Consider the following 20,655-nt stretch of genomic DNA (forward strand, 5'->3'; position numbering starts at 1 on the left):
GGCCTTTCAGAGTTTCCGGCAGTAGAGGGCGTCAGGGGTGCCGTTGCGGCCGACACTGTAGGAGAACGCGATCCCGGCGGCGTACTCGTCGGACGCGCACTGCGCCTTGTAGTAGCCGGAGGCGTAGTCGCCACCCTCGCCAGAGGCGGGACGGCTGTCGCCCCGGTCGTCCCAGAGGGTCCGTCCGGCGCCGGCGAGCGGGACCCGCCCGGGAGCGCAGAGGACCGCCGACACCTTGTCGCCGCGCAGGCTGTAGCCGATCATGAACTGGCCGGTGGGGCACTGGTACTTGGTGAACCCCGTCGCCCAGTCAGTGGTGACGTTCTCGGTGGTCACCACGGTTGCCGGGCCGGAGGCCCACAGGTTCGCCACCGTGGCGTCGGTGCACAGGCCGCCCTGTCCCTTCTGGCTGATGCCGACCAGGCGCTGGTCGTCGGGGCAGGACAGTTTGTGCGCGCCGGAGTCCCAGTCGCCCTGGGCGCGCATCCGCGCGGACTGGTTCGCGTCGCCGTGGATGGCCTGCAGCATGGACCAGGCGCGGACAGGGTCGACCTGCCCGGTGCGCCCGGTCGCGGCGATCAGGCGACGCCAGTGCGGGCCGCGCCAGTCGTCGGTGTCGAGCACGCTGCGCAGCCCGCCGTTGGCGGCGTAGCGGACCAGGCCCCAGGTGTTGCCTTGGTCGTTGTCCTGGAAGCCGACCATCGGCCAGTACGCGAAGTCCACGTCGTTGTCGATGAGGAAGTCGACCATGTTGGCGAACCAGGCCTTGTCCTGGTCGGTGGCGGACTTGCCGACGCCGAACTCGCTGACCCACACGGGGGCGGTGAAATGCCGGTCCGGGGTGGTCGCCACGTAGGTGGCGGTGTCGCGCATGACCGCGAACAGGTCGGAGCGGCTCAGGTCGCGGTAGCGGGGGTCGTGGGTCTCGCCGAGGCCGTCGGCGCCGGTGTGCTGCGGGCCGGTGTAGCCGTAGAAGTGCGCGGCGTAGACCAGTTTGTGCGAGCGGACGAGAGTCTGCGAGAGGGTCGCGACCGGTTTGAGCAGCGGCCTGTCGTGCCAGAACCCGTCGACCGGGATGCCGGACCAGTTGATCCCCTCGATCATGATGAGCAGGTCCGGGTTGGCCTCGGTGAGGATGCGGTCGCCCGCCTGCTGGGCGGCGGCGGCCCAGTCATGGCTGTCTCCCATGCCCCAGTTGGGGTTGTCCCAGGTGTCCCTGCGCACCTCGTTACGCAGGTCGGCGCCGACGACCCGGTGGTTGGCCCGGTATCGCCTGGCCATGAACACCCAGTCGTCCAGCCACTTCTGCGTGGACTGGCTGCTGTTCCACCGTTCGTTGCCGTCGACGCCGCAGCACCAGCGGGTGGTGGTCGTGTGGTTGTTGAGGATGACGGCGAACCCGTCGGTGGTGAGCGCCTCGACGACCTTGTCGTAGACCTGGAGCGGGGTGAGGCCGCGCAGCTGCGGGTTGGCCGCCACGCCCGCGTCGGTGACGGGCCGCGCGTCGGTGATCATCGCGTTGGAGAACGGCAGCCGGACGCTGTTGACGCCGAGCGCGCGGAAGTCCGCGATCAGCTTGCTCATCGGGACGCGGTCCAGGCCGAGCGGGACCCGGTGGGAGGTCTCCGACGCGTAGTTGTTGGCGGGGTCCTCGTCGTCGCCGCTGCCGGTCCAGGTGCCGCTGGCGCCGTGCCAGTTGCCGGACTGCAGCTTGAACCGTCTTCCGGTGGCGTCCACGATGTAGCGGCCCCGGGTGCTGAGCGGTCCCTCCCAGGACGCGGCGAGGGGGGTCGGCTCGGCGGCGGACGCGGGCGCAGGGACCGCGGCCAGGCCGCTGAGAGCGGTGGCGAGGACGGCTAACAGTGCTCTGATTCTCACAGGAACACCTCGGGTGGGGGAGTCAGTGGTGGTGGGTGCTGTCGGGCTGATGGATGTCCGCGGGGTGTTCGAAGCCCGGCATCAGGCGGACCTGGTCCGCAATCTGCGCGCTCGTCCACAGTGCGAAGACCCTTCGCTGCTCGGCGTGGACGAGCGCGTCTCGGATCGCCCACAAGGCGGAGGCGTCGTCGGCGGCCTGGATGTCACCGAGTTCGAACCAGTGGTCGGGTGATGGGCTGATCTTGTCGTTGGTCTGTCCGGCGAAGACTGCTTCGGCGATCTGGGGTGGGACCTCGTTCGCGGCGAGCAGGTAGGGCTTGCCGTTGTTGATCTGCTGGCCGCGGTGCCTGTGGACGACCCAGCGTCGCGGAACATACGCCCCGGATCCGTGCAGCTGGTCGCGGTAGTCGTGCACGGCCGCGTCGGAGACGGTGACGTCGGCGGTCACCAGGTCGTACGTCGCCCAGGCCAGCGGGGACGTGGCGAGGACGGCCGCCAGCACGCTTCCCAGGTCGATGCGTGCAGACGGGGGCAGGCGACGGGGTGCGTCGGGCGGGGCTGACAGCCCGTGGCGTCGGGCCTCGTCGTGCAGCAGACGCTCTGTGACCAGGACCTGCGCGGTCCACCGCCGCAGCTGGCGGCCTTCGGCTGTGGCGGGCGCGGGGAGCAGGGCGGCACGCGGGCCGCGTCGCAGCTCGGCCACCCGCGCGTCGACGTCGTCGGCCGTGATCACGCCGGTTCCGACGTGGGCCGCGATCTCCTGACTTCCGGCGTGATGTCCGCCGTGCCGGTGGTGCTGGTCGGCCGCGGTCACGGCTTCGTCTCGATGACGATCTCGGCGGCCGGCGAGTAGTTCACCTGGCCGAACCACATCGTCTTGAGGACGAGCCACCATCGCCCGCCGCGGGCGTCGCCAGGGGCTGCGACGTCGATCCGGACCTCGCTGTGGCCCAGCGCGGGAATGACGAACTCCTGGATGGCGGGCGTGACCGCCGACCAGGTGCCCCACGGGCTGATGGCCTGGCACTCGCCGCGGATCTCGAACGAGGCATCGTTGTGCAGGGTCGCGGACAGCGAGGCCCGGCCGCCTGCGGCGACCGTCAGACTCTCTTCATTCAGCTCGATCCGGAGCCGGTCGCGGTTCGACGGCGAGGGTTCGCCGTGGCCGTCCACGAACACGACGTCCTCGTAGGTCTGCCCGTCGTATGCGAGCAGCGCCCGGATCGGGTGCGGGCCAGGTCCGGCGTCGTTCTTGGGCGGCGTTACGGTGATGTCGATCCCGGTCCAGCCGCCGGGCTCGAGCCAGCATGGGCGGTCGGACGGATCGACCTGCCAGCCCTCGGGCGCGATCAACTGAAGCCGCGCCTCGACCGCGCGATCCATGACGTCCGAGGCGACCGTGACTCGCAAGGCGGCGTTGCCCGTGGCCGTCAGGTGGACGCTTACCGGTTGGTTGCCCAGCGGTGCCGGGCCCTTGTTGTGCAGCCAGTATCGGCTGTAGACCGGCTGGACGCTTTCCGCCGCGTGGCCGAGTGAGGTGCGGACACCGTGTGCCGGTGCCGCAGACGGGACCATCAGCAGCGTCTCGACGGCGTTGGCGCCGATCGTGGTCGATACGGATGTTCCCGGCTCGATGCCGAGATCGGTTCCCTGAGCTTCGTTGAGGTCGCTGCGTGACGCCGACCGCACAGGGACCGGGAGGTCGATCCGCAGTTCGGTGTCCCGGCCATGCGCTTCGTACACCCGCGCCACGATGCCGGAGGCCGGATCGGAGCCGTCCGCCCGGCCGGTGGCCAGCGGGTTGCCTGCGGCTTTGAGCGCGGTGAGGACGACCGTGGACGGCTCGACGCTGAGCAGCGACCCGGTGCCGGCGAGTTCTCCCCGATGGTCGCCGGTCGAGACCACGGCGGTCAGCGGGTGGTTGTAGTCGTGGGCGCGGGCGACGATGCCGGTGCGGCGCCAGTCGCCGGGTCCGGTGACGAGGGCGTACTCGAAGGAGTGAGTCCAGTGCTGGAGCTGGAAGCCGCTGCCATCAGGCGCGGTGCGTTGGGGCGGGTCGATCCAGACTCCTGACGGCCAGCCGGTGCACGAGCGCATGAGTGAGAGGTGGAGGCGGCCGGTGACGTCGACGGCGAAGCCGGGGATTCCCCGGTTGAGGAGGGCGACCGTACGGTCCTCGAACGCCGGGTTTCCGGACAGGGCCGCGGGCTGGCGGACGTCTATGCGCGCGTCGCGCAGTCCTGCGATGACGTGGGCGATGGCGTCAGGAAGGTCGGTCCCGTCGATGATGAGGACGGGCAGGTCCAGAGTGCCAGTGAGGTCCGCCCCGGGAATCCAGGCCTCGGTGAGGGGCTTGCTCGCGGGGACCCAGACCAGGGCGCGGCCCGTGGTGTCGAGCTGCCGGCGCAGTTCTTCCGCGTAGGCCGGGTCTGCCTGGGCCAGGACCGTGGCGGTGAAGGAGTTGGTGCCGGGGCCGCCGACGCTGATGCGTACGTCCGGCAGGTTAGAGTCGAAGGACAGCGCGCCGTAGCGGTAGCCGTCGGCCACCGAGCAGGTCGAGGTGACGCCGGATCGCACGAGCGCGACGCTCAGGTCCCTGACGAGGCCTGTCGCCGCGGCCTCGTCCGCGGCCACGATCTCGGCGATGCCGATGGCGCGGGTGCCGACGAGCGTCTCGTCGAGCAGCCGTATCTGGGCGGTGCTGCTGAGCCCGAACCACTGGTACGCCGGGTTGTCCAGCGTCCACGGCTGTGCGGCGCTGTCCACGTCCGGATGAGCGAATCCCCGCCCGATCACGGCGTCGGCCACCTCGGACACCGGCAGCCCGCCCTCGACCGGCATCGGCCATCGCAGGCGGATCAGTTCGTCGCTTCCGGTGTAGTCGTCGAGGTGAGTCTCGCAGTCGAGCCGGTCCAGCCCTCGCCACAGCGTCAGCCGCTGGGTGAACCTGACCGTCCCGACCGAGCCTCGAACGGTGACCCGCTGGCCGACCGCGCAGTCCTCGACCAGAACCTCGTCCGCCGGCCGCGTTGCCGATCCCACGCTGTGCCCGGTCGGCAGCAGGTGCCAGGGCCCCTCGCGGAAGACCGGGTGCTCGGAGTACTCGTCGTAGGCCACGATCTCGTTGCCGACGCCGCCTGGCGCGATCAGCTGCCGCCCGCTGGCCAGCTCGACCAGGCTTTCGACGGCCCCTCCCAACGCGGGTGAGACCCGCAGTTCGCAGAACTCGTTGGCGATCGTCGTGGACTGCCGCGGCACCCACGCGGAAGGCTCACCGTCCTGCGTCAGACGATACGTACGGCAGCCGAGCGCCGGGACTGACTCGGCGAGGAACGTCACCGCGACCGTCTGATCCGCACCCGGCTCGCACACCACGGGAATCGACCGTCCGCCTTCGTCCGCAATCCCGGCGAAGGGCGCGGAGACGGTGCAGCGTACGAGGTCGTCCCGCGCCCACGAGCTGGGGTTGAAGACGGTCACCGCCGCACCCTCACCGGAGGTGTCGACCAGGCCCACGAGGTGTTCCAACGCGCGGTCGTGCACCGCGGAAGCCAGATCCCATGCCTCGCGCCACCCGGACAGCAGGTCGATGTACACCTGATCGGACTCCGATCCGGTGATCGCGTCGTGATGCGCTCCGTAGACCAGCTGGCGCCAGGCCTTGTCCAGCGCGGCGTCCGGGTAGGCGGCGTCGCCGAGCAGGCAGGCGAGGGTGGCGAACTTCTCGGCGTCGACGAGCTTGTTCTCCGTGGCGCGCTGGGCGAGTTTCGTGTCGATGTAGGACACGTCTTTGCCGGTGTAGATGGGGTTCATGTCCCGGGTCTGCGGCGACAATCTTCGCCCCGACGCCTCCAGCTCAGCGCGTACCGCGGCGAAGAAGTCCCGGGGCAGGGCACAGATGAACCGGGGCCACACGTACCGCGCATTCCAGTCCCGGTGGATCGCGGTCGCCCACTTGTTGGGCGGGGTGTAGTCCGTACCGACAGGCAGCAGCGTGTTACGGGTCGCGGACACCTTCTTCATCTGCTGGAACAGGCGCAGGACGGCGGCTTCGGCCTCCTCGAGCGTCGAGCAGGAGTCCATCCACCAGCCGGCGCTGTAATGCGCGGCCATGTAATGCGTGAGCAGCGCATCCCCGCTGGGCGAGACCCAGTCGAACTCGCTCGCGAACTGCATGCCGTCGAGTTCCGCCTGAGGAGCCTCGTGCGAGCCGAGCGTCATGTTCGGCCCCCACTGATGGAACGGCCCCCGAGCCCAGGAACTCGACGTCAGACCGGCCGCGGCCATCAGCCCGGGGAACTGCGGATCGTGCCCGAACGCGTCCAGTTGCCAAGCCGTGGCCGGATCGCCGCCGACGACGTCCTTCTGGAACCCGATCCCGTACACGGCATTGCGAATGGTGCTCTCGGCCCCGGTCAGGTTGGTGGACGGCTCGTTGTACATCCCGCCCATCAGCTCCAGCCGGCCCTCGGCGAGCAGGGCGCGGATCGTGGCGCGGTCCTCGGGATAGGCGTCCCAATAGGGCTTGAGGTAGTCGACCTCGGCCAGGACGAAGCAGTAGTCGGCGTCGCGCCTGGCCAGGTCCAGGTGCGCCTGTACCAGCTCGAAGCCGGTGTGCTGGGAGTTGCCCCGCGACTCCTGGTCCCACGTGGCCGTGTACCCGGCCTGGGTGTTCCACCACACCGGGTCGTAGTGGAAGTGCGAGACCATGAACATCGTCCAGCCCTTCTCGGCCACGGTCATCGCGGCATCGCGGCTGACGCGCTCGTCGCCGGCCACGACCTCCACCGAGACGGTGACCTCGGCGCCCTCGGGCTCTTGACACTCGACAGGAACCTCGAACGGCCCCGAGTCGCCCAAGGCGGTCAACGTGCCGGTGGCCGCGCCCCGTACCGAGATCTCGACGGATACTCCATGCCGGACGCCGGAGACCGAGACCCGCAGAACCTGGAGCGGATGGTCCCGCGATCCGACGAACAGGTCGGTGCTCTGGATCGAGTCGATGTGAAGCGTCAACGCGATGGCTCTTTTCGGGGAGTGGCGGAGGCAGCCGAGTGTAGGTTCGCGCGGCGTCGAGATTCAATACTTGACTAAGTTATTGATTGCCTCCTAGGTTTCACCCGTGTTACAAGAACCGACAGCCAAGACGCTGGCGGCGACGCCCGCCGCGTCCGCCGTCCTGGCCCTCCTCCTCACAGAAGGCCCGCTCAGCCGGGTGGAGATGGCGCGCCGCCTCGACCTGTCGTCGACCGCCGTCACCAAGGCCGCGCGGCCGCTCCTCGACGCCGGGTACCTGCACGAGCTCGCCTCCGAGCGCACTGCTCCGGGGTCAGGCCGTCCGGTCAGTCCCCTGGCCGTCACCGCTGAGCGTGAGTACTTCGTCGGCGTGAAGGTCACCACCGACGACCTCGTCGACGAGATCGTCGGAGTCCTCTGCGACCTTCAGGCTCAGGTTCGGGTGTCCGTACGGCGTCCGCTGCCCGACCGCAGCCCCGAAGCGGTGGTCGTCGAACTGGCGGCCCTGGTTGACGAGCTGCTGGACGCAGGGTCTGACTACCGCGCGCGGACCAGGAATCTCGGCATCGCCATCTCGGGGGACGTGGACAGAGCCCGGGGGCTGGTCCGGTTGTCGGCCAGGTTCGGCTGGCGCGACGTCCCGATCGGACAGCTCGCCGCCGAGGCGACCGGGCTCAGCGTCGCCGTCGAGAACGACGTCAAGGCGCTCACCGTCGCCGAGCACTGGTTCGGCGAAGGGGTGGGGACCGACTCGTTCGCCCTCGTCACCGTCGGGGCCGGCATCGGCTGCGGCATCGTCGTCGACGGCCGTCTCCTCACCGGGGGCTTCGGCGTGGCTGGGGAGATCGGGCACATCTGCGTCGATCCGGACGGCGCACCCTGCCGCTGCGGCAATCAGGGCTGCGTCGAGACCGTCGCCACCACCGGGGCGATACTGGCGGCGGCGCGGGCCGCGTCCGGTGAGGCCGACATGACCTTCGGACGCGCCGTGGAGCGGGCTCGGGCGGGCGACGAGGCGGTGAAGGAGGTCTTCGCCAAGGCGGGCACCGCCATCGGGCTCGCGGTGGCGGCGATGGTCAACATCGCCGGCCCCGAGCGGATCGTGGTCTCCGGCGAAGGGCTCGACACCTACGACCTGTTCGAGGAGCGCATCTGGGCGTCGTTCGCGGCACACGCTTTCGGAGCCGCCGTTCAGGCTCCGGTCTTCATCCGTCCGCTCCCGTTCGAGGAGTGGGCCCGCGGCGCCGCCGCGGTCAGCCTCAGGGCCCTGTTCCCACAGGTCCGCACCCACCACGCGCGCGCCGTGACCCACCGCGCGTAAGCCGAACGGCCCTGACCGGTGTCCTCTACTGCCTGCAAGCAATCTCCGGAAGACACCGGCTGGGCGAGCCATTTCCTCCGCGCCCGATTCCCCCCATTCGAAGAAAGGACGCGAAATGAGCACACGCAACACACATCTTAGCCGACGAGGATTCCTCGGAGGCTCGCTGCTGTTCGTCGCCGGCGCCGTCACCGCGTGCAGCAGCAACCCGATGGGCGGCACCGCCACCAGCGCCGCGAAGACCACCCTGAACGTCTGGTACCACGCCTACGGCGAGGCCGGGACGCAGCAGGCCGTGACCCGCTACGCCACCGCCTTCACCAAGGCCAACCCTGACATCGCCGTCAAGGTCACCTGGATTCCCGGCGACTACGGGACGAAGCTGAACTCGACGCTGCTGACCGCCGACGCGCCCGACGTGTTCGAGGTCGGCGACTTCAACACCGGACTGATCCAGAGTGGCCAGATCGCCGCGCTCGACGACCTGTACGGCGACACCAAGTCGGACTACAGCACCACCAACCTCGACTACCTCAGCGCCGGCGGCAAGATCTACGGCATCAAGCAGGTCGACGACGTCATGATGCTCTACTACCGCAAGAGCGTCCTGGACAAGGCCGGCATCAAGGTTCCGACCACCCTCGCCGAACTCGCCGACGCGGCCAAGGAACTCACGACCAAGGACGCCAAGGGCCTGTTCGTCGGCAACGACGGCGTCGGCAACGCACCCGCCAACGCGATCTGGTCCAACGGCGGCGAACTGATCGCCGACGGCAAGGCCGCCTTCGCCTCTCCGCAGGCCATCGAGGCTGTGACCGCCGCCAAGCGGCTGCACGACGACAAGTCGCTGCTGCTCGGCTTCACCACCGACTGGTGGGACGCCGCGGCCCTGACCCAGAACGCCGCCGCGATGCAGTGGGGCGGCCTGTGGTCGATGCCGGACATCCAGAAGGCGCTCGGCGACGACTTCGGCGTGGCCCCGTGGCCCGCCCTGAAGGCCGGCGGCAATCCGGTGGTCCGCATCGGCGGCTGGGCCAGCCTGGTCAACGCGAAGGGCAAGAACGTCGAGGCCGCGAAGAAGTACGTGCAGTGGCTGTGGATCTCGCAGACCGACCTGCAGAAGGACTTCAACGAGAGCTACGGCCTCCACGTCCCGCCGCGCAAGACCGTCGCAGCCACGGCCGACAAGCTACAGGCCGGTAGTGCCAAGGACGCCGTGGACCTGGCCGCCAAGTACGGCAAGTCGAACCCGAACACCTGGTCCAGCGCGGTCAGCAGCGTGTTCGACGCCGCGGCCGCCAAGGCGATGACCGGGCAGGGTGACGTCGCGGCTCTGCTGACCGCCGCTGCCGCGAAGGCCCAGCCCGAGATCGACAAGCAGAAGGTCTGATGGACACGGCACCGAAGGCGACGCTGCCGCCGACGGGCTCAGGGAGTCCCGCGACCCGGTCGCGGGGCACCGCCTCGACGACGGCCCGACGCAGGCGCATCGACTGGCGGGCCGTGGGCGTCTTCGCCCTGATGACCGCCCCGGTCCTGCTCGGGATCGGGATCTTCAAGTACTTCGCCATCGTCTGGAGCTTCCTGCTCAGCTTCTCCAAGGCGGACCGGACGATCTCCCTGGGCGACTGGGTCGGGTTCGCCAACTACTCCCAACTCCTCGGCGACCCCGACTTCCGGAAATCCATCACCCAGATCCTGCTGTTCACCCTGTTCATCGTGCCGGTGACGTTCGCCGCCTCGCTCGGCCTGGCCCTGCTGGTCCACCGCATCCGGCGGGGCAGAGCCCTGTTCAGGACCAGCTTCCTGATCCCGGCGGCGGTGTCGTATGTGGCGGCGTCGCTGCTGTGGAAGATGTCCCTGTTCAACGGCCTTCCAGGCGGCGTCGCCAACACGATCGGCGACTGGTTCGGCATGAGCGCGACACCGTGGCTCCAGACGCAGAGCCCGCCGCTGTACTGGGTCGTGATCGTCACCCTACGGCTGTGGCTCCAGGTTGGATTCTTCATGATCCTCTTCCTGGCCGGACTCCAGGGCGTCCCCCGCGAGGTCTACGAGGCGGCCTCACTCGACGGCGCGAGCGGCTGGCGCCTCTTTCGCCGGATCACGCTGCCGATGCTGCGCAACACCTCGGTCGCGGTCCTCATGCTGCTGTTCATCGCCGCGTTCCAGGCGTTCGACGAGTTCTACAACCTGTTCATCGGAGGGGGAGGGGCGACCAGCGGCGCCGCGACAGCCGTCCGACCACCCCTGGTCTACCTCTACGACGTGGCGATGCAGGCCCAGAACTACGGCCTCGGATCGGCGGGCGCATTCGTGCTCACCGGCCTCATCGTGGCCGTGACGTTGATCCAGGGCCGCATCACCGGCTTCGGCAAGAGCGAGGAGTGACCACCGTGCACCCACTGACCCGCACCCTGCGGGTAACGGCCCGCAGCGCGCTCATCGGCGTGGTCACCCTGATCTTCCTGACGCCGTTCTACCTCATGCTCCGCAACTCCCTGATGGACTCCCGGGAGATCACGTCACCACACTGGGTATGGTGGCCGTCCTCCATGCACTGGGACAACTTCACCTCCCTGTTCACCGACCCGAGTGTGCCGATGGCAGACGGCCTGAGAAACTCACTGATCGTCGCGGCGATCACCGCGCCGCTCTCGACGCTGTTCGCCTCGGCGGCCGGATACGCCTTCGCGCGGCTTCCTGTGCCAGGGCGCGGATTCCTGCTGGCGTTCGTCGTCGGCACCCTCATGATTCCGGGCTCGGCGACATTCGTTCCGACGTTCGTCGTCGTAGGGTCACTCGGCGGGGTGAACACGTTGTGGGGCATCATCGTGCCCGGCCTGTTCAACCCCTTCGCGGTACTGCTGTTCCGCAACTTCTACCTGCGCTTCCCCAGAGAACTTGAAGAAGCCGGCCGCCTGGACGGCCTCGGCTGGTTCGGGCTCTACCGGCGGATCGCGCTTCCCAGCTCCGCCGCGATGCTGGCCTCGCTCGGAGCGCTGGCGTTCATCGACAGCTGGAACGCCTTCCTGTGGCCGCTGGTCATCGGACAGGACCCAGGGTCGTGGACGGCACAGATCACGCTGTCGAACTTCCTCACCGCCCAGACCATCAACCTTCCGGGACTGTTCGCCGGAGCCGTCCTGACCATCGCGCCGCTCGTCGTCATGTTCCTCGTCGCACAGCGCTACATCGTCGAAGGCATCGCCACCAGCGGCCTCAAGGGTTAGAACGATCACTCGGAAGTGGAACGACCAGGGCGGGTCAGTCTGATCTGGACGGCCCCCCAAGAACTCGAAGCAACCATGCGAGGAGCACCACAGGCATGCCTGGACTGGACATCGTCGAGGACGGATTCCGCCTCGACGGCGAGCCGTTCCGCATCATCTCCGGCGGGATCCACTACTTCCGGATCCACCCCGACCAGTGGGCCGACCGGCTGCGCAAAGCGCGCCTGATGGGGCTGAACACGGTCGAGACCTACGTCCCATGGAACCTGCACGCGCCCCGGCGCGGCGAATTCCGCACAGACGGAATCCTCGACCTGACTCGCTTCCTGGAACTGGCTGCGGCGGAGGGGCTGAGAGTCCTCGTCCGCCCCGGCCCGTACATCTGCGCCGAGTGGGAAGGCGGCGGCCTGCCGTCATGGCTGCTGGCGCACGAGGGAATCGCGATGCGCAGCTGCGATCCCGTCTTCCTCGCGGCTGTCGAAGAGTACTTCGACGCCCTGCTGCCACTGATCTCGCCGTACTTCGGCAGCCGTGGCGGTCCGGTGCTGGCCGTACAGGTGGAGAACGAATACGGCGCCTACGGTTCCGACACCGATTACCTGAAGCACATCGCGAAGCTGCTGCGCGACGGCGGCGTCGACGTCCCTCTGTTCACCTGCGATCAGCCCGCTGATCTGGCGCGCGGCGGTCTGGACGGCGTGTTGCGCACCGTCAACTTCGGCAGCCGCGTGGACGCCGGCCTGGCCGCACTGCGCGAGATCCAGCCGACGGGACCGCTGATGTGCTCGGAGTTCTGGATCGGCTGGTTCGACCGCTGGGGTGCGGTACACAAGGGCCGCAGTACCCAGGACGCCGCAGCCGACCTCGACCGCCTCCTCGCGGCCGGCGCGTCGGTGAACATCTACATGTTCCACGGCGGGACCAACTTCGGATTCACCAACGGCGCCAACGACAAAGGCACGTATCGGCCGACGGTCACGTCGTACGACTACGACGCGCCGCTGGACGAGGCGGGCGATCCGGCCGCCAAGTATGCGGCGTTCCGTGAGGTGATCGCTCGCCACGCGCCGGTGCCGGACGAGCCGATTCCCGCGTCGGGCCGCAAGCTCGCTCCGGTCCGGGTTTCGCTGACGGAGTCCGCCGGATTGTTCGAGCTCGCGGAGCTCTTCGGGCCCGGCGTCGGGGCGTCCCGGCCGCTGTCGATGGAGGAGATCGGCCAGGCGGTCGGCTTCGTGCTCTACCGAGCCACGCTGCCTGACGCGGGTCCGGCCGTGCTGCGCGTCGAGGACGTACGGGATCGCGCCCAGGTGTTCATCGACGGCCAACCAGTCGGCGTGCTGGAGCGCGAGAACCACGAGCACGCGATGTCGTTCGTCGCACCGCGGGCAGGGGCCGTACTGGAGCTGCTGGTCGAGAACCTGGGACGGGTGAACTACGGTCAGGGAATCCACGATCGCAAGGGTCTGATCGGTGACGTCACCGTCAACGGCGCGGCCCTGGACACCTGGATCACGACCGCGCTTCCGCTCGACGAGAGCGGCTGGGAATCAGGTCTGCGATTCTCCGCGTCGGCGGCTCGGGTCGGCCCCGCATTCCACCGGGGCGAGTTCGAGATCGACGAACCCGCGGACGCGTTCCTGGCGACCGACGGCTGGACCAAGGGCCACGTCTGGATCAACGGCTTCGCCCTCGGACGGTACTGGTCGCGCGGACCGCAGGGGACGCTGTACGTCCCCGCGCCGGTGCTGCGTTCCGGGCGCAACGAGCTCGTCGTGCTGGAGCTGCACGGCTCGGCGACGGACGCCGTCGAACTGCGCGGTTCGTCGGATCTGGGCATCACCGAGGAGTAAGGGGAGTCCTGTGCCGCAGACGCCACCGAGCCTGGACACGCTCGCGAGCGAATGGCTGCCGCGTCGGGGAGTGGCTCACCTCCCCGCGACCAGCAACTTCTGGGGCGGGGTCGGAGCTGCGGACAACGTGCTTGCGGTCCGCAACCTCACTCTCGCGCCGTATCTGGACGACGGCGGCGACTGGTGCGCGTTGGCCGTGGACGGCGTTCCCATCCCGGCCGACGAGTACCGGTGGTCCGCCTACGAGATCACGCGCAGGGCCATCACGCCGACCGGCGTCGAGATCCTGACCTCGGCCCGGCTCGCCTTCGAAGCCGATCGCCTGCTGCTCCGGTTCACGGCGGCGAACCCCGCAACGGCACCGGCGGCGGCCACCGTGTCGGTCGGCCTCGATCCGCGGATCGCCAAAGCGACCACCGGGTGGGACTGGGACCCGCCGCGCCCCGACGGCCACGTCTTCACGGCCCGGCTCGCCGGTCCGAACCTGGTGATCTCCGACGGGAGCAGCCCGGCGGTGACCGTGCTGGCGCTCACTCCCGCGCCCTCCCTCCTCACTGCGGCGCGGGCCGGCAGTACCGCCGAATGGCAGGTCGAGCCGGGGCGGACCGTGACGATCGACATCGTCGTGGCGTTCGGCGAAACCTCGACCGGCGGCCCGCTGACGTCCGTATCCGACGGCGCCGGCGTCCTGGCCGACGCCGACGCCACCGCCGGATCGTTCCAGCAGGCGTTCGACGCCGTCCACGCAGGGTGGGAGAAGCGTTGGCAGGACGCCTTCACCCCCGGCAACACCCACTACTCGGGATCCCTGCCGGTCCTGACCACTGACGACGACGCCGTCAGCCGGCTGTACTACATGAGCGTCCTGTCCGTCCTGGCCTGCGAGCGCACCAATCTCGGCGCTGACTTCAACGACGTCCTGGGGCGGGCGCCGGGCGGCTTCACCGGCTTCGACCGCGTCTACGTCACCGGTGCTCCCGAGTGGGCGAACACGGTCACCTACTTCTGGGACACCTCCTACTGCTCAGTCGTCCTAGCCCTGCTCGATCCCACCGTGATGAAAGCCCAGACCATGTACTGGCTCACCCGGGGGATCCACGACGGATACGCCGTGGACTGCGTCCAGGGCGGACTGGTCGGCCCGTGGTACAGCGCCAACGACCTCACTGTCTTCACGACGATCCTCAACTACGTCAACTACAGCGGCGACCGCTCCGCGCTGGACGCCACAATCGTCGCCGACGGAGAGAGCAGCACCGTCCTGCACCAGCTGAAGGCCATCGCCACGCACTGGCGGAAGCTGGTGCGGACGGGACAGTCCCTGGCCGACTACGGAGCGGACCACAACCTTCTGGAAGTCCTGCCGAACTACGTCAACCAGGTGCCGTCGTTCAACGCGGCCAACGTGTGGATGTTGCGGGAAGCCGCGGACCTGTGCGGCCGGGCCGGCGAACCCGAGGCCGCGGACGTCCTCACCGGCGAGGCGGACGCCCTCCTCGCCGACGTCCTCGAGCTCTACGACAGCCGGAACGGCGGGGTGTGGAGTTGCCGGCACGCAGACGGCACCCTCGTGCCGGTGCGGACCGTCGTGGACTTCGTGATCGCGGGGAATCTGCTCGCCCCGTCGCTGACCGTCGAGCAGAAGACCGCCATGAAGGACTTCGTGGCCACCGAACTCCTGGCCGGGGACTGGATGCGCGCGCTGTCCCGCGACGACGCCCTGGCGCCGGTCGACCGTGCGGACCACGGCACCGAGGGCGCGTTCGATTCCTGGCCCGCGCTGACCGCCCAGACCTTCGCGCGCTTCGGCGACTATCCCGCTTTCCTCGCGCTGCTGCGGAGATTCTCCGGTGTGACCCGCCGGGGTCCCTTCGGTCAGGCCCACCAACTCCAGGCCCACCGACTCCAGGCTCAGCAGCTCCGGGCCGGCGATGGAACGCCTGACGACAGCTCCTCCGCCGTCCTGGCATCACCTGACAGCCTGCAGGTCTTCAACAACCTGTGCGGCGGCAAGTTCGCCGACGTCGTCATCAGTGATCTGTTCGGCTACGCTCCGGACGGCGCCGGCCCGCACCTGAAGGACGCCGTGGTTCCGCGGGGAATCACCGCCACGCTGTCGGGAGTCCTCTTCAACGGTGTCGAACACACGATCACCAGCGATGCCGCCGGCCTGTCCCTGTCCTGATCCGCACCGCACTATTGGTTCCAGATCAAGGTCCGGTCTGGGCTATCGGGCGGGAGCTTCCACGGTGTGGCTCATCTTGAAGAAGGCCGGCAGGGGCGCACGAGGCGGCAGCCGGCATACGGGCGACGCAGCCCCTTCACGCACCGAGGACACGCCCGACGACGCGGCGTTCCTGCGGATGATGGCGGGAGCGGCATTCGACCCCCACGTGACCGTGACGCTGCCTAGCGGAAAGACGATCCTCGGTGAGGAGATGACCCGCTGGCTGGAATCCCAGCGAGGCGACGCTCCCGGAGGCTGCCCGGAATGACCAGTCCCGGCCCCTCGGAAGAAGCCCTCACAGACATCAAGACGACCCGGCCCACGACCAGCCTCTCAGGTCAACCGGCCCCTGACAACGAGTCGCATCCATGTTCGATTTAAGCCCACCGTGAAACCGTCGCCAGCCGAGTCCTGTGCACCGGCAGACTCGAGACCACCCCGGAAGGAGCGACCATGGACGATCCCATCGAAGAACTGCACGCGGCTGAGCGCCGCCTTCAGGCGGCGCAGTTCGCCGGTGACACCGATGCCCTCGATAAGCTTCTCGATGATCGGCTGATCTTCACCCTCGGTGTCGATGGGAAGACGTACACCAAACAGGACGATCTTGAGATCCACCGTTCCGGCGCGCAGTCGTTGACTCGGATCGAAGAGGAAGATCTGCGTGTACTCGTTGATGGAGCCACCGGCGTCACGTGGTTTCTCGGTACCCTCGCAGGCACCTTTGGCGGAGATACTTTCCACGCCCGAATGCGCTACACCCGGACCTGGATCAAGGACGACGTGGGGAACTGGCGAGTCATCGCGGCACACGCCAGCGCGGTGCCCGAGTAGCGGCGACTGCGGTCCGGTCGGTTCGCGGGCGACACACGGAAACAGTTGCGCTACAACGAGAGACCACCACGCCCGGCATTGACGGGCGGGTGTTCCCCGGGCGATGCGTGATCGTGCCGGCCTATCCCTTCCGCCGCCACGACGGCGTGTGGCAGCTGGACATGGCGGTTCCCGCCGCCCCCTGGCACGGGGGCTCGGAACTGCTGGTCCCGCTCGCCGCCGGCTGGGTGCTGCTGGTCGGGGCCACGGCCGTGGGCGGCGCGAGTTATCTGGGGTTGTCAAGCGAACCCGCTGGTCAGTCGGTTGAAAGTCGTTAAGCCACGTACGGCAGTAGGCTGACCATGATCGCCTGCGATGGTGAAGAAGCCGCTCATGACCGCCGACCCCACGATGGCCCGGATCGGCGAGGGGGTGGAGTTGCATCACCACCAAGGTCAGCGTGAGGTCGCTCGCGAGTTGTTCGCGCAGATCTGGGACGACATCGGCGGTGAGCAAGGCGACCCGCTGCATGTTTGCGTCCTTGCCCACTCGATGGCTGATGTGCAAGACGACGTGCACCAGGAGTTGATGTGGGATCTGCGAGCGCTTGCCGCCGTCGGCCTGATCACTGATGAGCGGGTGGCCCAAGCCGGGGTGCCGCTTTCGGTGGCCGGCTTGTATCCGTCGTTGCACCTGAACTTGAGTGAGTGCTATCGCAAGCTGGGCGATCTCGGCCGCGCCCGTGAGCATCTCCATCAGGCGCGGGACGGGATCGGCGCACTTGGCGACGACGAGTATGGGCAGCTCATCAAGGGTGGACTGGAGCGGCTGGCCGAACAGTTGGGTGAAACCGTCTGACTGTGCCCTCAGTCCAGGAGGGCCAGGGTTTCGGGGGTTTCTCAGGCCGTCAGATGCCGGGCAGGGTCGGTTTCTTCCGGCGCGAACTCGTTGATCAGGTCGGCGAGGGCTTGTCGGTCCTCCTTGGGAAGGCTCTGCAGGAGGGTGGCCACCGGCTCCAGCACCTTGATCGTTATGTCGTCGTCGTCACTGAGATCAAGCTTGATGACGATCTCCGTGAGCGCTTTGGCAAGGGTGTGTTCGAGCGGGGTCATGATGGGCTCCTGGCCGGGTCGTTGGGGTTGTGGTGCGTCCAGGGGCGGCTGCCATAGCGCGAAGGCGCTACTCCTTGCGGGCGATTGAGTGGGGGTTGCCGACGCTGCACCGCCGCCAGGACTCTGCGGCCGCCGACCCGCGGCTCGGGTGGGCGGGTCAGCCGAGCGTGAGCAGCAGTTCGGTGAGCTCGGCCGGCATGGTGATCATGCAGTCGTGGCCCGTCTCCAGTTCCCACACCTGTGCCGGGTTGCCGTTGGGCTGTATCGCTGGGACGGGCCGCCGCTCGATGCCCTCCGGTACGCCGGCGACGCAGTGAATGTGCGTTCGCGGAATCGTGCCCACGGCCGGGTTGTCCAGCCGGACCGGTTGCCGGAGGCAGAGGACCGGCTGATCCGACAACATCGTCCGCAGCCACGCCACATCCGCCGGGTCGGTGACCCCGAACAGGCCCAGGGGCGGCGGCAACTCGGGCATCGGCGGGATCCGCCAGCCGACCTCGGACTCCGCGGCGCGGTCGATGAGGGCCTGGGTCACGGGATGCACATCCACCGCGCTCTCACCGTCCTCCGGGACCATCGCGTCGAGATAGACCAGATGGGCGATCCGATCCGGGATTCGGTTGGCGGCGGCCGAGATGACCAGCCCGGCGTAGCTGTGGCCCACCAGGATCACGTCGGTGAGGTCCTCCTCGGTGATCAGCCTGACGATGTCATCGACGTGCGTGTCCAGCCCTACCTCGGGGCCGAGCAGATGCGCCTTGTCGCCGTAGCCGGTCAGCGACGGCGCGACCACCCGATGCCCGGCCGATGCCAGCAACGGGACCACCCGCTCCCAGCACTGCCCGCTGTGCCAGGCCCCGTGTACCAGCAAATATGTTGACATGGTGTAGCTCCTTGCTCGCGGAAGGGACCACCGGCCGATCTTGCCGGTGTTCGTCCCGGAAGCGAGGTTTCCGCTCGCCCGCTGACGGAGCCAGAGCCCCCGCGATCCTGGGGGTGACAGGACCAGGCACGCACGAAGGCGCGCGAATTACAGTGAGCCCATGAGCGACGAATTCAACCTTCTGGGCGATTACGTACGCGCCCGCCGGGAGCTCGTCACTCCTGAACAGGCCGGCATCCCCTCCGTGGGCGTACGGCGCGTGTCGGGCCTGCGCCGGGAGGAGGTCGCGATGCTCGCCGGCATCAGCGCCGACTACTACCTGCGTCTGGAGCAGGGCCGCGACCGCAACCCCTCCGCGCAGGTCCTCGAGTCCCTCGCCCGCGTGCTGCTGCTCGACGACGACGCAACGGCCTACCTGCTACGCCTCGGGGCGGGAAAACCCCGGCGGCGGCGACGGCCCCGGAAGGAGACCGTCCCTCCAGGCGTCGCCAAGCTCGTCGTCACGCTTCCGCTCCCCGCCTACGTGGAGGGCCGCTACTTCGACGTCCTCGCCGCCAACGCGCTGGCGACCGCTCTGTCGCCGCGACTCGTGGCGGGGGGCAACCGCCTGCGGGACGTGTTCCTCGACCCCGCCGAGCAGGCCCTCTACCCGGAGTGGGAGGACGCCGCGCAGGGCATGGTCGCCGGCTTCCGCGAGTCCGTCGGCACCGACACGGACGACCCCCGATTCATCGAACTCGTCGGCGAGCTCTCCCTCGCCAGCCCTCGCTTCAGCAGGCTCTGGGCCCGCCACGACGTGAACACGTGTGAGGGCACACCCAAGCACGTCGACCACCCCCAGGTCGGTGGCCTGTGGCTGAACCGGGAGAGACTGGGCGTCAGCGGCGCGTCAGGCCAGACGCTCGTCGTCCTCCACCCGGACCCCGGCACCGACAGTGCCGACAAGCTGGCGCTCCTCGCGTCCGTCATGCGGACATGACCCCGCCCATGCTCAGCCACTCAGCCACTCGGCCGGGTGGCCCTGCCCGAGGGGCGTGGACCTGAGCGGCGGCCTCGTCCGCCTGCACCTCCACCTCGCCTTGAAGAGCCGAAGGCTCGCGTCCCGTGCACCGGGCTGATCGCCTCCCCGGGGCTCGCAGAGACGTCCGAACAGCTCCGCACGGGGGCGGCCACCCCGAGTCACGGCACTCAAGCCACCGCAGAGCTCCGATCGCGCGCGCCTCACAGGTCGCGGGCTCTGCCCGTCGAGGATCTGACCACCAGGCGGGGCGCGAACACGTGGTCCACGTGCGGGGCGTGGTAGCCCTGGAGCGATTGCCACATCGCCGTCGCCACCGCGGCCGCCATCGCCTCCACCGGCTGCTGCACGGTCGTCAGCGCCGGGTCGCCGTGCACGGCCAGATAGGAGTCGTCGTACCCGACGACCGACACCTCGCCTGGCACCGGCAGCCCGGCCTCGCGGGCGGCCGCGACCGCACCCAGCGCCATCAGGTCGCTCCCCGCGATCACCGCCGTCGCCCCGGCCGCCAGCAGCCGCCGGGCGGCTGCGTGGCCACCGGTCAGCGAGTAGTCCGACTCGACGTACAGCGCGTCGTCCACCGATCCGAATGAGCGTCGCATCTCCCGCCGCCAGCCTGTCAGCCGGTTCTGCGAGGGCCGCAGGTAGCCCTGCCCGCCCGCCAGCCCGATCCGCTCGTGGCCGAGTTCGCGCAGGTGCGCCACCGCCATCGCCGCGCCCGCCGCCTCGTCGGTGGTGACCGTGGAGACCGGCAGGTCCGCCACCTGGCCGCCGACCAGCACCATGGGGATGCGCTGCTGGTGGAGCTGCCAGTAGAAGCCGTGGTCGGCGGCCGGGTTGGCGTGCCGTCCCGAGACGAGGACCAGGCCCTGGATGCCCCGCCGTACCAGGGCGGAGATGTAGTCCAGCTCGGTCGGGCCCTTGGCGGTGGAGCTGCCGATCAGCGCGGTGACGCCGTGGGCGCCGAGCTTGGCCTCGATGGCGCCCGCCAGCAGCGGGAAGACCGGATTGTCCAGCTCGGGGACGATGATGCCGACGAACGGCTCGGCGGCGGGCGCGATCAGGCCGTGTTCCCGCATGCCCCGCAGGACCTTGGCCCGCAGCTCCTCCGACACGCCCGGCCGGCCGTTGAGCACCCTGCTGACCGTCGCGGCGCTCACTCCCACGCGGGTGGCGATCGTCCGCACGGATGGTCGAGGCATGGGGGACCCTTCGAGAATCCGATGAAACATGTTTCGAAGTGTTGCGGCGCCGTTTCCACAGCTCCTAGGCTCGCGACACATCTGACCAGGTGAACGGCGCAT

General features: G+C 68.9%; 16 protein-coding genes. 10 read left to right on the forward strand and 6 right to left on the reverse strand.

Features of this window, described 5'->3' with window-relative positions; translation table 11 throughout:
• Positions 1 to 6: 6 nt before the first annotated feature.
• Genes ABT294_RS18090 through ABT294_RS18100 form a run of 3 tightly spaced genes read right to left on the reverse strand, consistent with a single transcriptional unit; the run spans position 7 to position 6,894 of the window.
• Positions 7 to 1,878, reverse strand: a complete 1,872-nt coding sequence (locus ABT294_RS18090) for a glycoside hydrolase family 5 protein (RefSeq protein WP_350806937.1) — start codon at positions 1,876 to 1,878, stop codon at positions 7 to 9.
• A 22-nt stretch (positions 1,879 to 1,900) separates the two neighbouring features.
• Positions 1,901 to 2,692, reverse strand: coding sequence for a DUF7158 domain-containing protein (locus ABT294_RS18095; RefSeq protein ID WP_350806938.1), 792 nt, complete (start codon positions 2,690 to 2,692; stop codon positions 1,901 to 1,903).
• On the reverse strand, positions 2,689 to 6,894 hold the full coding sequence (locus ABT294_RS18100; RefSeq protein ID WP_350806939.1) for a glycoside hydrolase family 38 N-terminal domain-containing protein: 4,206 nt from the start codon (positions 6,892 to 6,894) through the stop codon (positions 2,689 to 2,691). The genes ABT294_RS18095 and ABT294_RS18100 overlap by 4 nt, the downstream gene beginning before the upstream one ends.
• A gap of 106 nt (positions 6,895 to 7,000) precedes the next feature.
• On the opposite strand from ABT294_RS18100, the gene ABT294_RS18105 reads away from it, so the two are divergent.
• From ABT294_RS18105 to ABT294_RS18145, 9 genes are all read left to right on the forward strand, one after another.
• Positions 7,001 to 8,215: an ROK family transcriptional regulator gene (locus ABT294_RS18105; RefSeq protein WP_350806941.1), complete on the forward strand. Its 1,215-nt coding sequence runs from the start codon at positions 7,001 to 7,003 to the stop codon at positions 8,213 to 8,215.
• Between the two features lie 115 nt (positions 8,216 to 8,330).
• Positions 8,331 to 9,605 (forward strand): ABC transporter substrate-binding protein, encoded by a 1,275-nt coding sequence (locus tag ABT294_RS18110; RefSeq protein WP_350806943.1) that lies wholly within the window; start codon positions 8,331 to 8,333, stop codon positions 9,603 to 9,605.
• Positions 9,605 to 10,606 (forward strand): carbohydrate ABC transporter permease, encoded by a 1,002-nt coding sequence (locus ABT294_RS18115; RefSeq protein WP_350806945.1) that lies wholly within the window; start codon positions 9,605 to 9,607, stop codon positions 10,604 to 10,606. Before ABT294_RS18110 ends, ABT294_RS18115 begins: the two co-directional genes overlap by 1 nt.
• A gap of 5 nt (positions 10,607 to 10,611) precedes the next feature.
• A complete protein-coding gene (locus tag ABT294_RS18120) occupies positions 10,612 to 11,448 on the forward strand; it encodes a carbohydrate ABC transporter permease (RefSeq protein ID WP_350806947.1) in 837 nt (278 codons plus the stop codon).
• Between the two features lie 95 nt (positions 11,449 to 11,543).
• Positions 11,544 to 13,298 carry a beta-galactosidase gene (locus ABT294_RS18125; protein ID WP_350806949.1) on the forward strand — a complete coding sequence of 585 codons (1,755 nt, stop codon included), beginning with the start codon at positions 11,544 to 11,546 and terminating at the stop codon, positions 13,296 to 13,298.
• A gap of 10 nt (positions 13,299 to 13,308) precedes the next feature.
• Entirely contained in the window at positions 13,309 to 15,483 is a 2,175-nt protein-coding gene (locus ABT294_RS18130) for a hypothetical protein (protein WP_350806952.1), read from the forward strand.
• A 64-nt stretch (positions 15,484 to 15,547) separates the two neighbouring features.
• Entirely contained in the window at positions 15,548 to 15,793 is a 246-nt protein-coding gene (locus tag ABT294_RS18135) for a hypothetical protein (RefSeq protein ID WP_350806953.1), read from the forward strand.
• A gap of 185 nt (positions 15,794 to 15,978) precedes the next feature.
• Entirely contained in the window at positions 15,979 to 16,359 is a 381-nt protein-coding gene (locus ABT294_RS18140) for a nuclear transport factor 2 family protein (protein ID WP_350806954.1), read from the forward strand.
• 354 nt (positions 16,360 to 16,713) lie between these two features.
• Positions 16,714 to 17,196: a hypothetical protein gene (locus tag ABT294_RS18145; protein WP_350806956.1), complete on the forward strand. Its 483-nt coding sequence runs from the start codon at positions 16,714 to 16,716 to the stop codon at positions 17,194 to 17,196.
• 41 nt (positions 17,197 to 17,237) lie between these two features.
• Here ABT294_RS18145 and ABT294_RS18150 read toward each other — a convergent pair whose 3' ends face one another.
• Positions 17,238 to 17,450, reverse strand: a complete 213-nt coding sequence (locus ABT294_RS18150; RefSeq protein ID WP_350806957.1) for a hypothetical protein — start codon at positions 17,448 to 17,450, stop codon at positions 17,238 to 17,240.
• Positions 17,451 to 17,607: 157 nt separating this feature from the next.
• Positions 17,608 to 18,333 carry an alpha/beta fold hydrolase gene (locus ABT294_RS18155; RefSeq protein ID WP_350806959.1) on the reverse strand — a complete coding sequence of 242 codons (726 nt, stop codon included), beginning with the start codon at positions 18,331 to 18,333 and terminating at the stop codon, positions 17,608 to 17,610.
• A 160-nt stretch (positions 18,334 to 18,493) separates the two neighbouring features.
• On the opposite strand from ABT294_RS18155, the gene ABT294_RS18160 reads away from it, so the two are divergent.
• A complete protein-coding gene (locus ABT294_RS18160) occupies positions 18,494 to 19,312 on the forward strand; it encodes a helix-turn-helix domain-containing protein (RefSeq protein ID WP_350806961.1) in 819 nt (272 codons plus the stop codon).
• 242 nt (positions 19,313 to 19,554) lie between these two features.
• Here the strand turns inward: ABT294_RS18160 and ABT294_RS18165 are convergent, their stop codons facing one another.
• On the reverse strand, positions 19,555 to 20,553 hold the full coding sequence (locus ABT294_RS18165) for a LacI family DNA-binding transcriptional regulator (protein ID WP_350806962.1): 999 nt from the start codon (positions 20,551 to 20,553) through the stop codon (positions 19,555 to 19,557).
• Positions 20,554 to 20,655: the final 102 nt, after the last annotated feature.

Origin of the sequence: Nonomuraea sp. NPDC000554, from assembly GCF_040300065.1 — a bacterium.
GTDB lineage: Bacteria > Actinomycetota > Actinomycetes > Streptosporangiales > Streptosporangiaceae > Nonomuraea.

Excerpts from the sequence above, each read along its gene's own strand:
- ABT294_RS18110 (WP_350806943.1), top strand. The coding sequence starts at position 8,331 with ATGAGCACACGCAACACACATCTTAGCCGACGAGGATTCCTCGGAGGC.
- ABT294_RS18115 (WP_350806945.1), top strand. The coding sequence starts at position 9,605 with ATGGACACGGCACCGAAGGCGACGCTGCCGCCGACGGGCTCAGGGAGT.
- ABT294_RS18125 (WP_350806949.1), top strand. The coding sequence starts at position 11,544 with ATGCCTGGACTGGACATCGTCGAGGACGGATTCCGCCTCGACGGCGAG.
- ABT294_RS18140 (WP_350806954.1), top strand. The coding sequence starts at position 15,979 with ATGGACGATCCCATCGAAGAACTGCACGCGGCTGAGCGCCGCCTTCAG.
- ABT294_RS18145 (WP_350806956.1), top strand. The coding sequence starts at position 16,714 with ATGGTGAAGAAGCCGCTCATGACCGCCGACCCCACGATGGCCCGGATC.
- ABT294_RS18150 (WP_350806957.1), bottom strand. The coding sequence starts at position 17,450 with ATGACCCCGCTCGAACACACCCTTGCCAAAGCGCTCACGGAGATCGTC.
- ABT294_RS18155 (WP_350806959.1), bottom strand. The coding sequence starts at position 18,333 with ATGTCAACATATTTGCTGGTACACGGGGCCTGGCACAGCGGGCAGTGC.
- ABT294_RS18160 (WP_350806961.1), top strand. The coding sequence starts at position 18,494 with ATGAGCGACGAATTCAACCTTCTGGGCGATTACGTACGCGCCCGCCGG.
- ABT294_RS18165 (WP_350806962.1), bottom strand. The coding sequence starts at position 20,553 with ATGCCTCGACCATCCGTGCGGACGATCGCCACCCGCGTGGGAGTGAGC.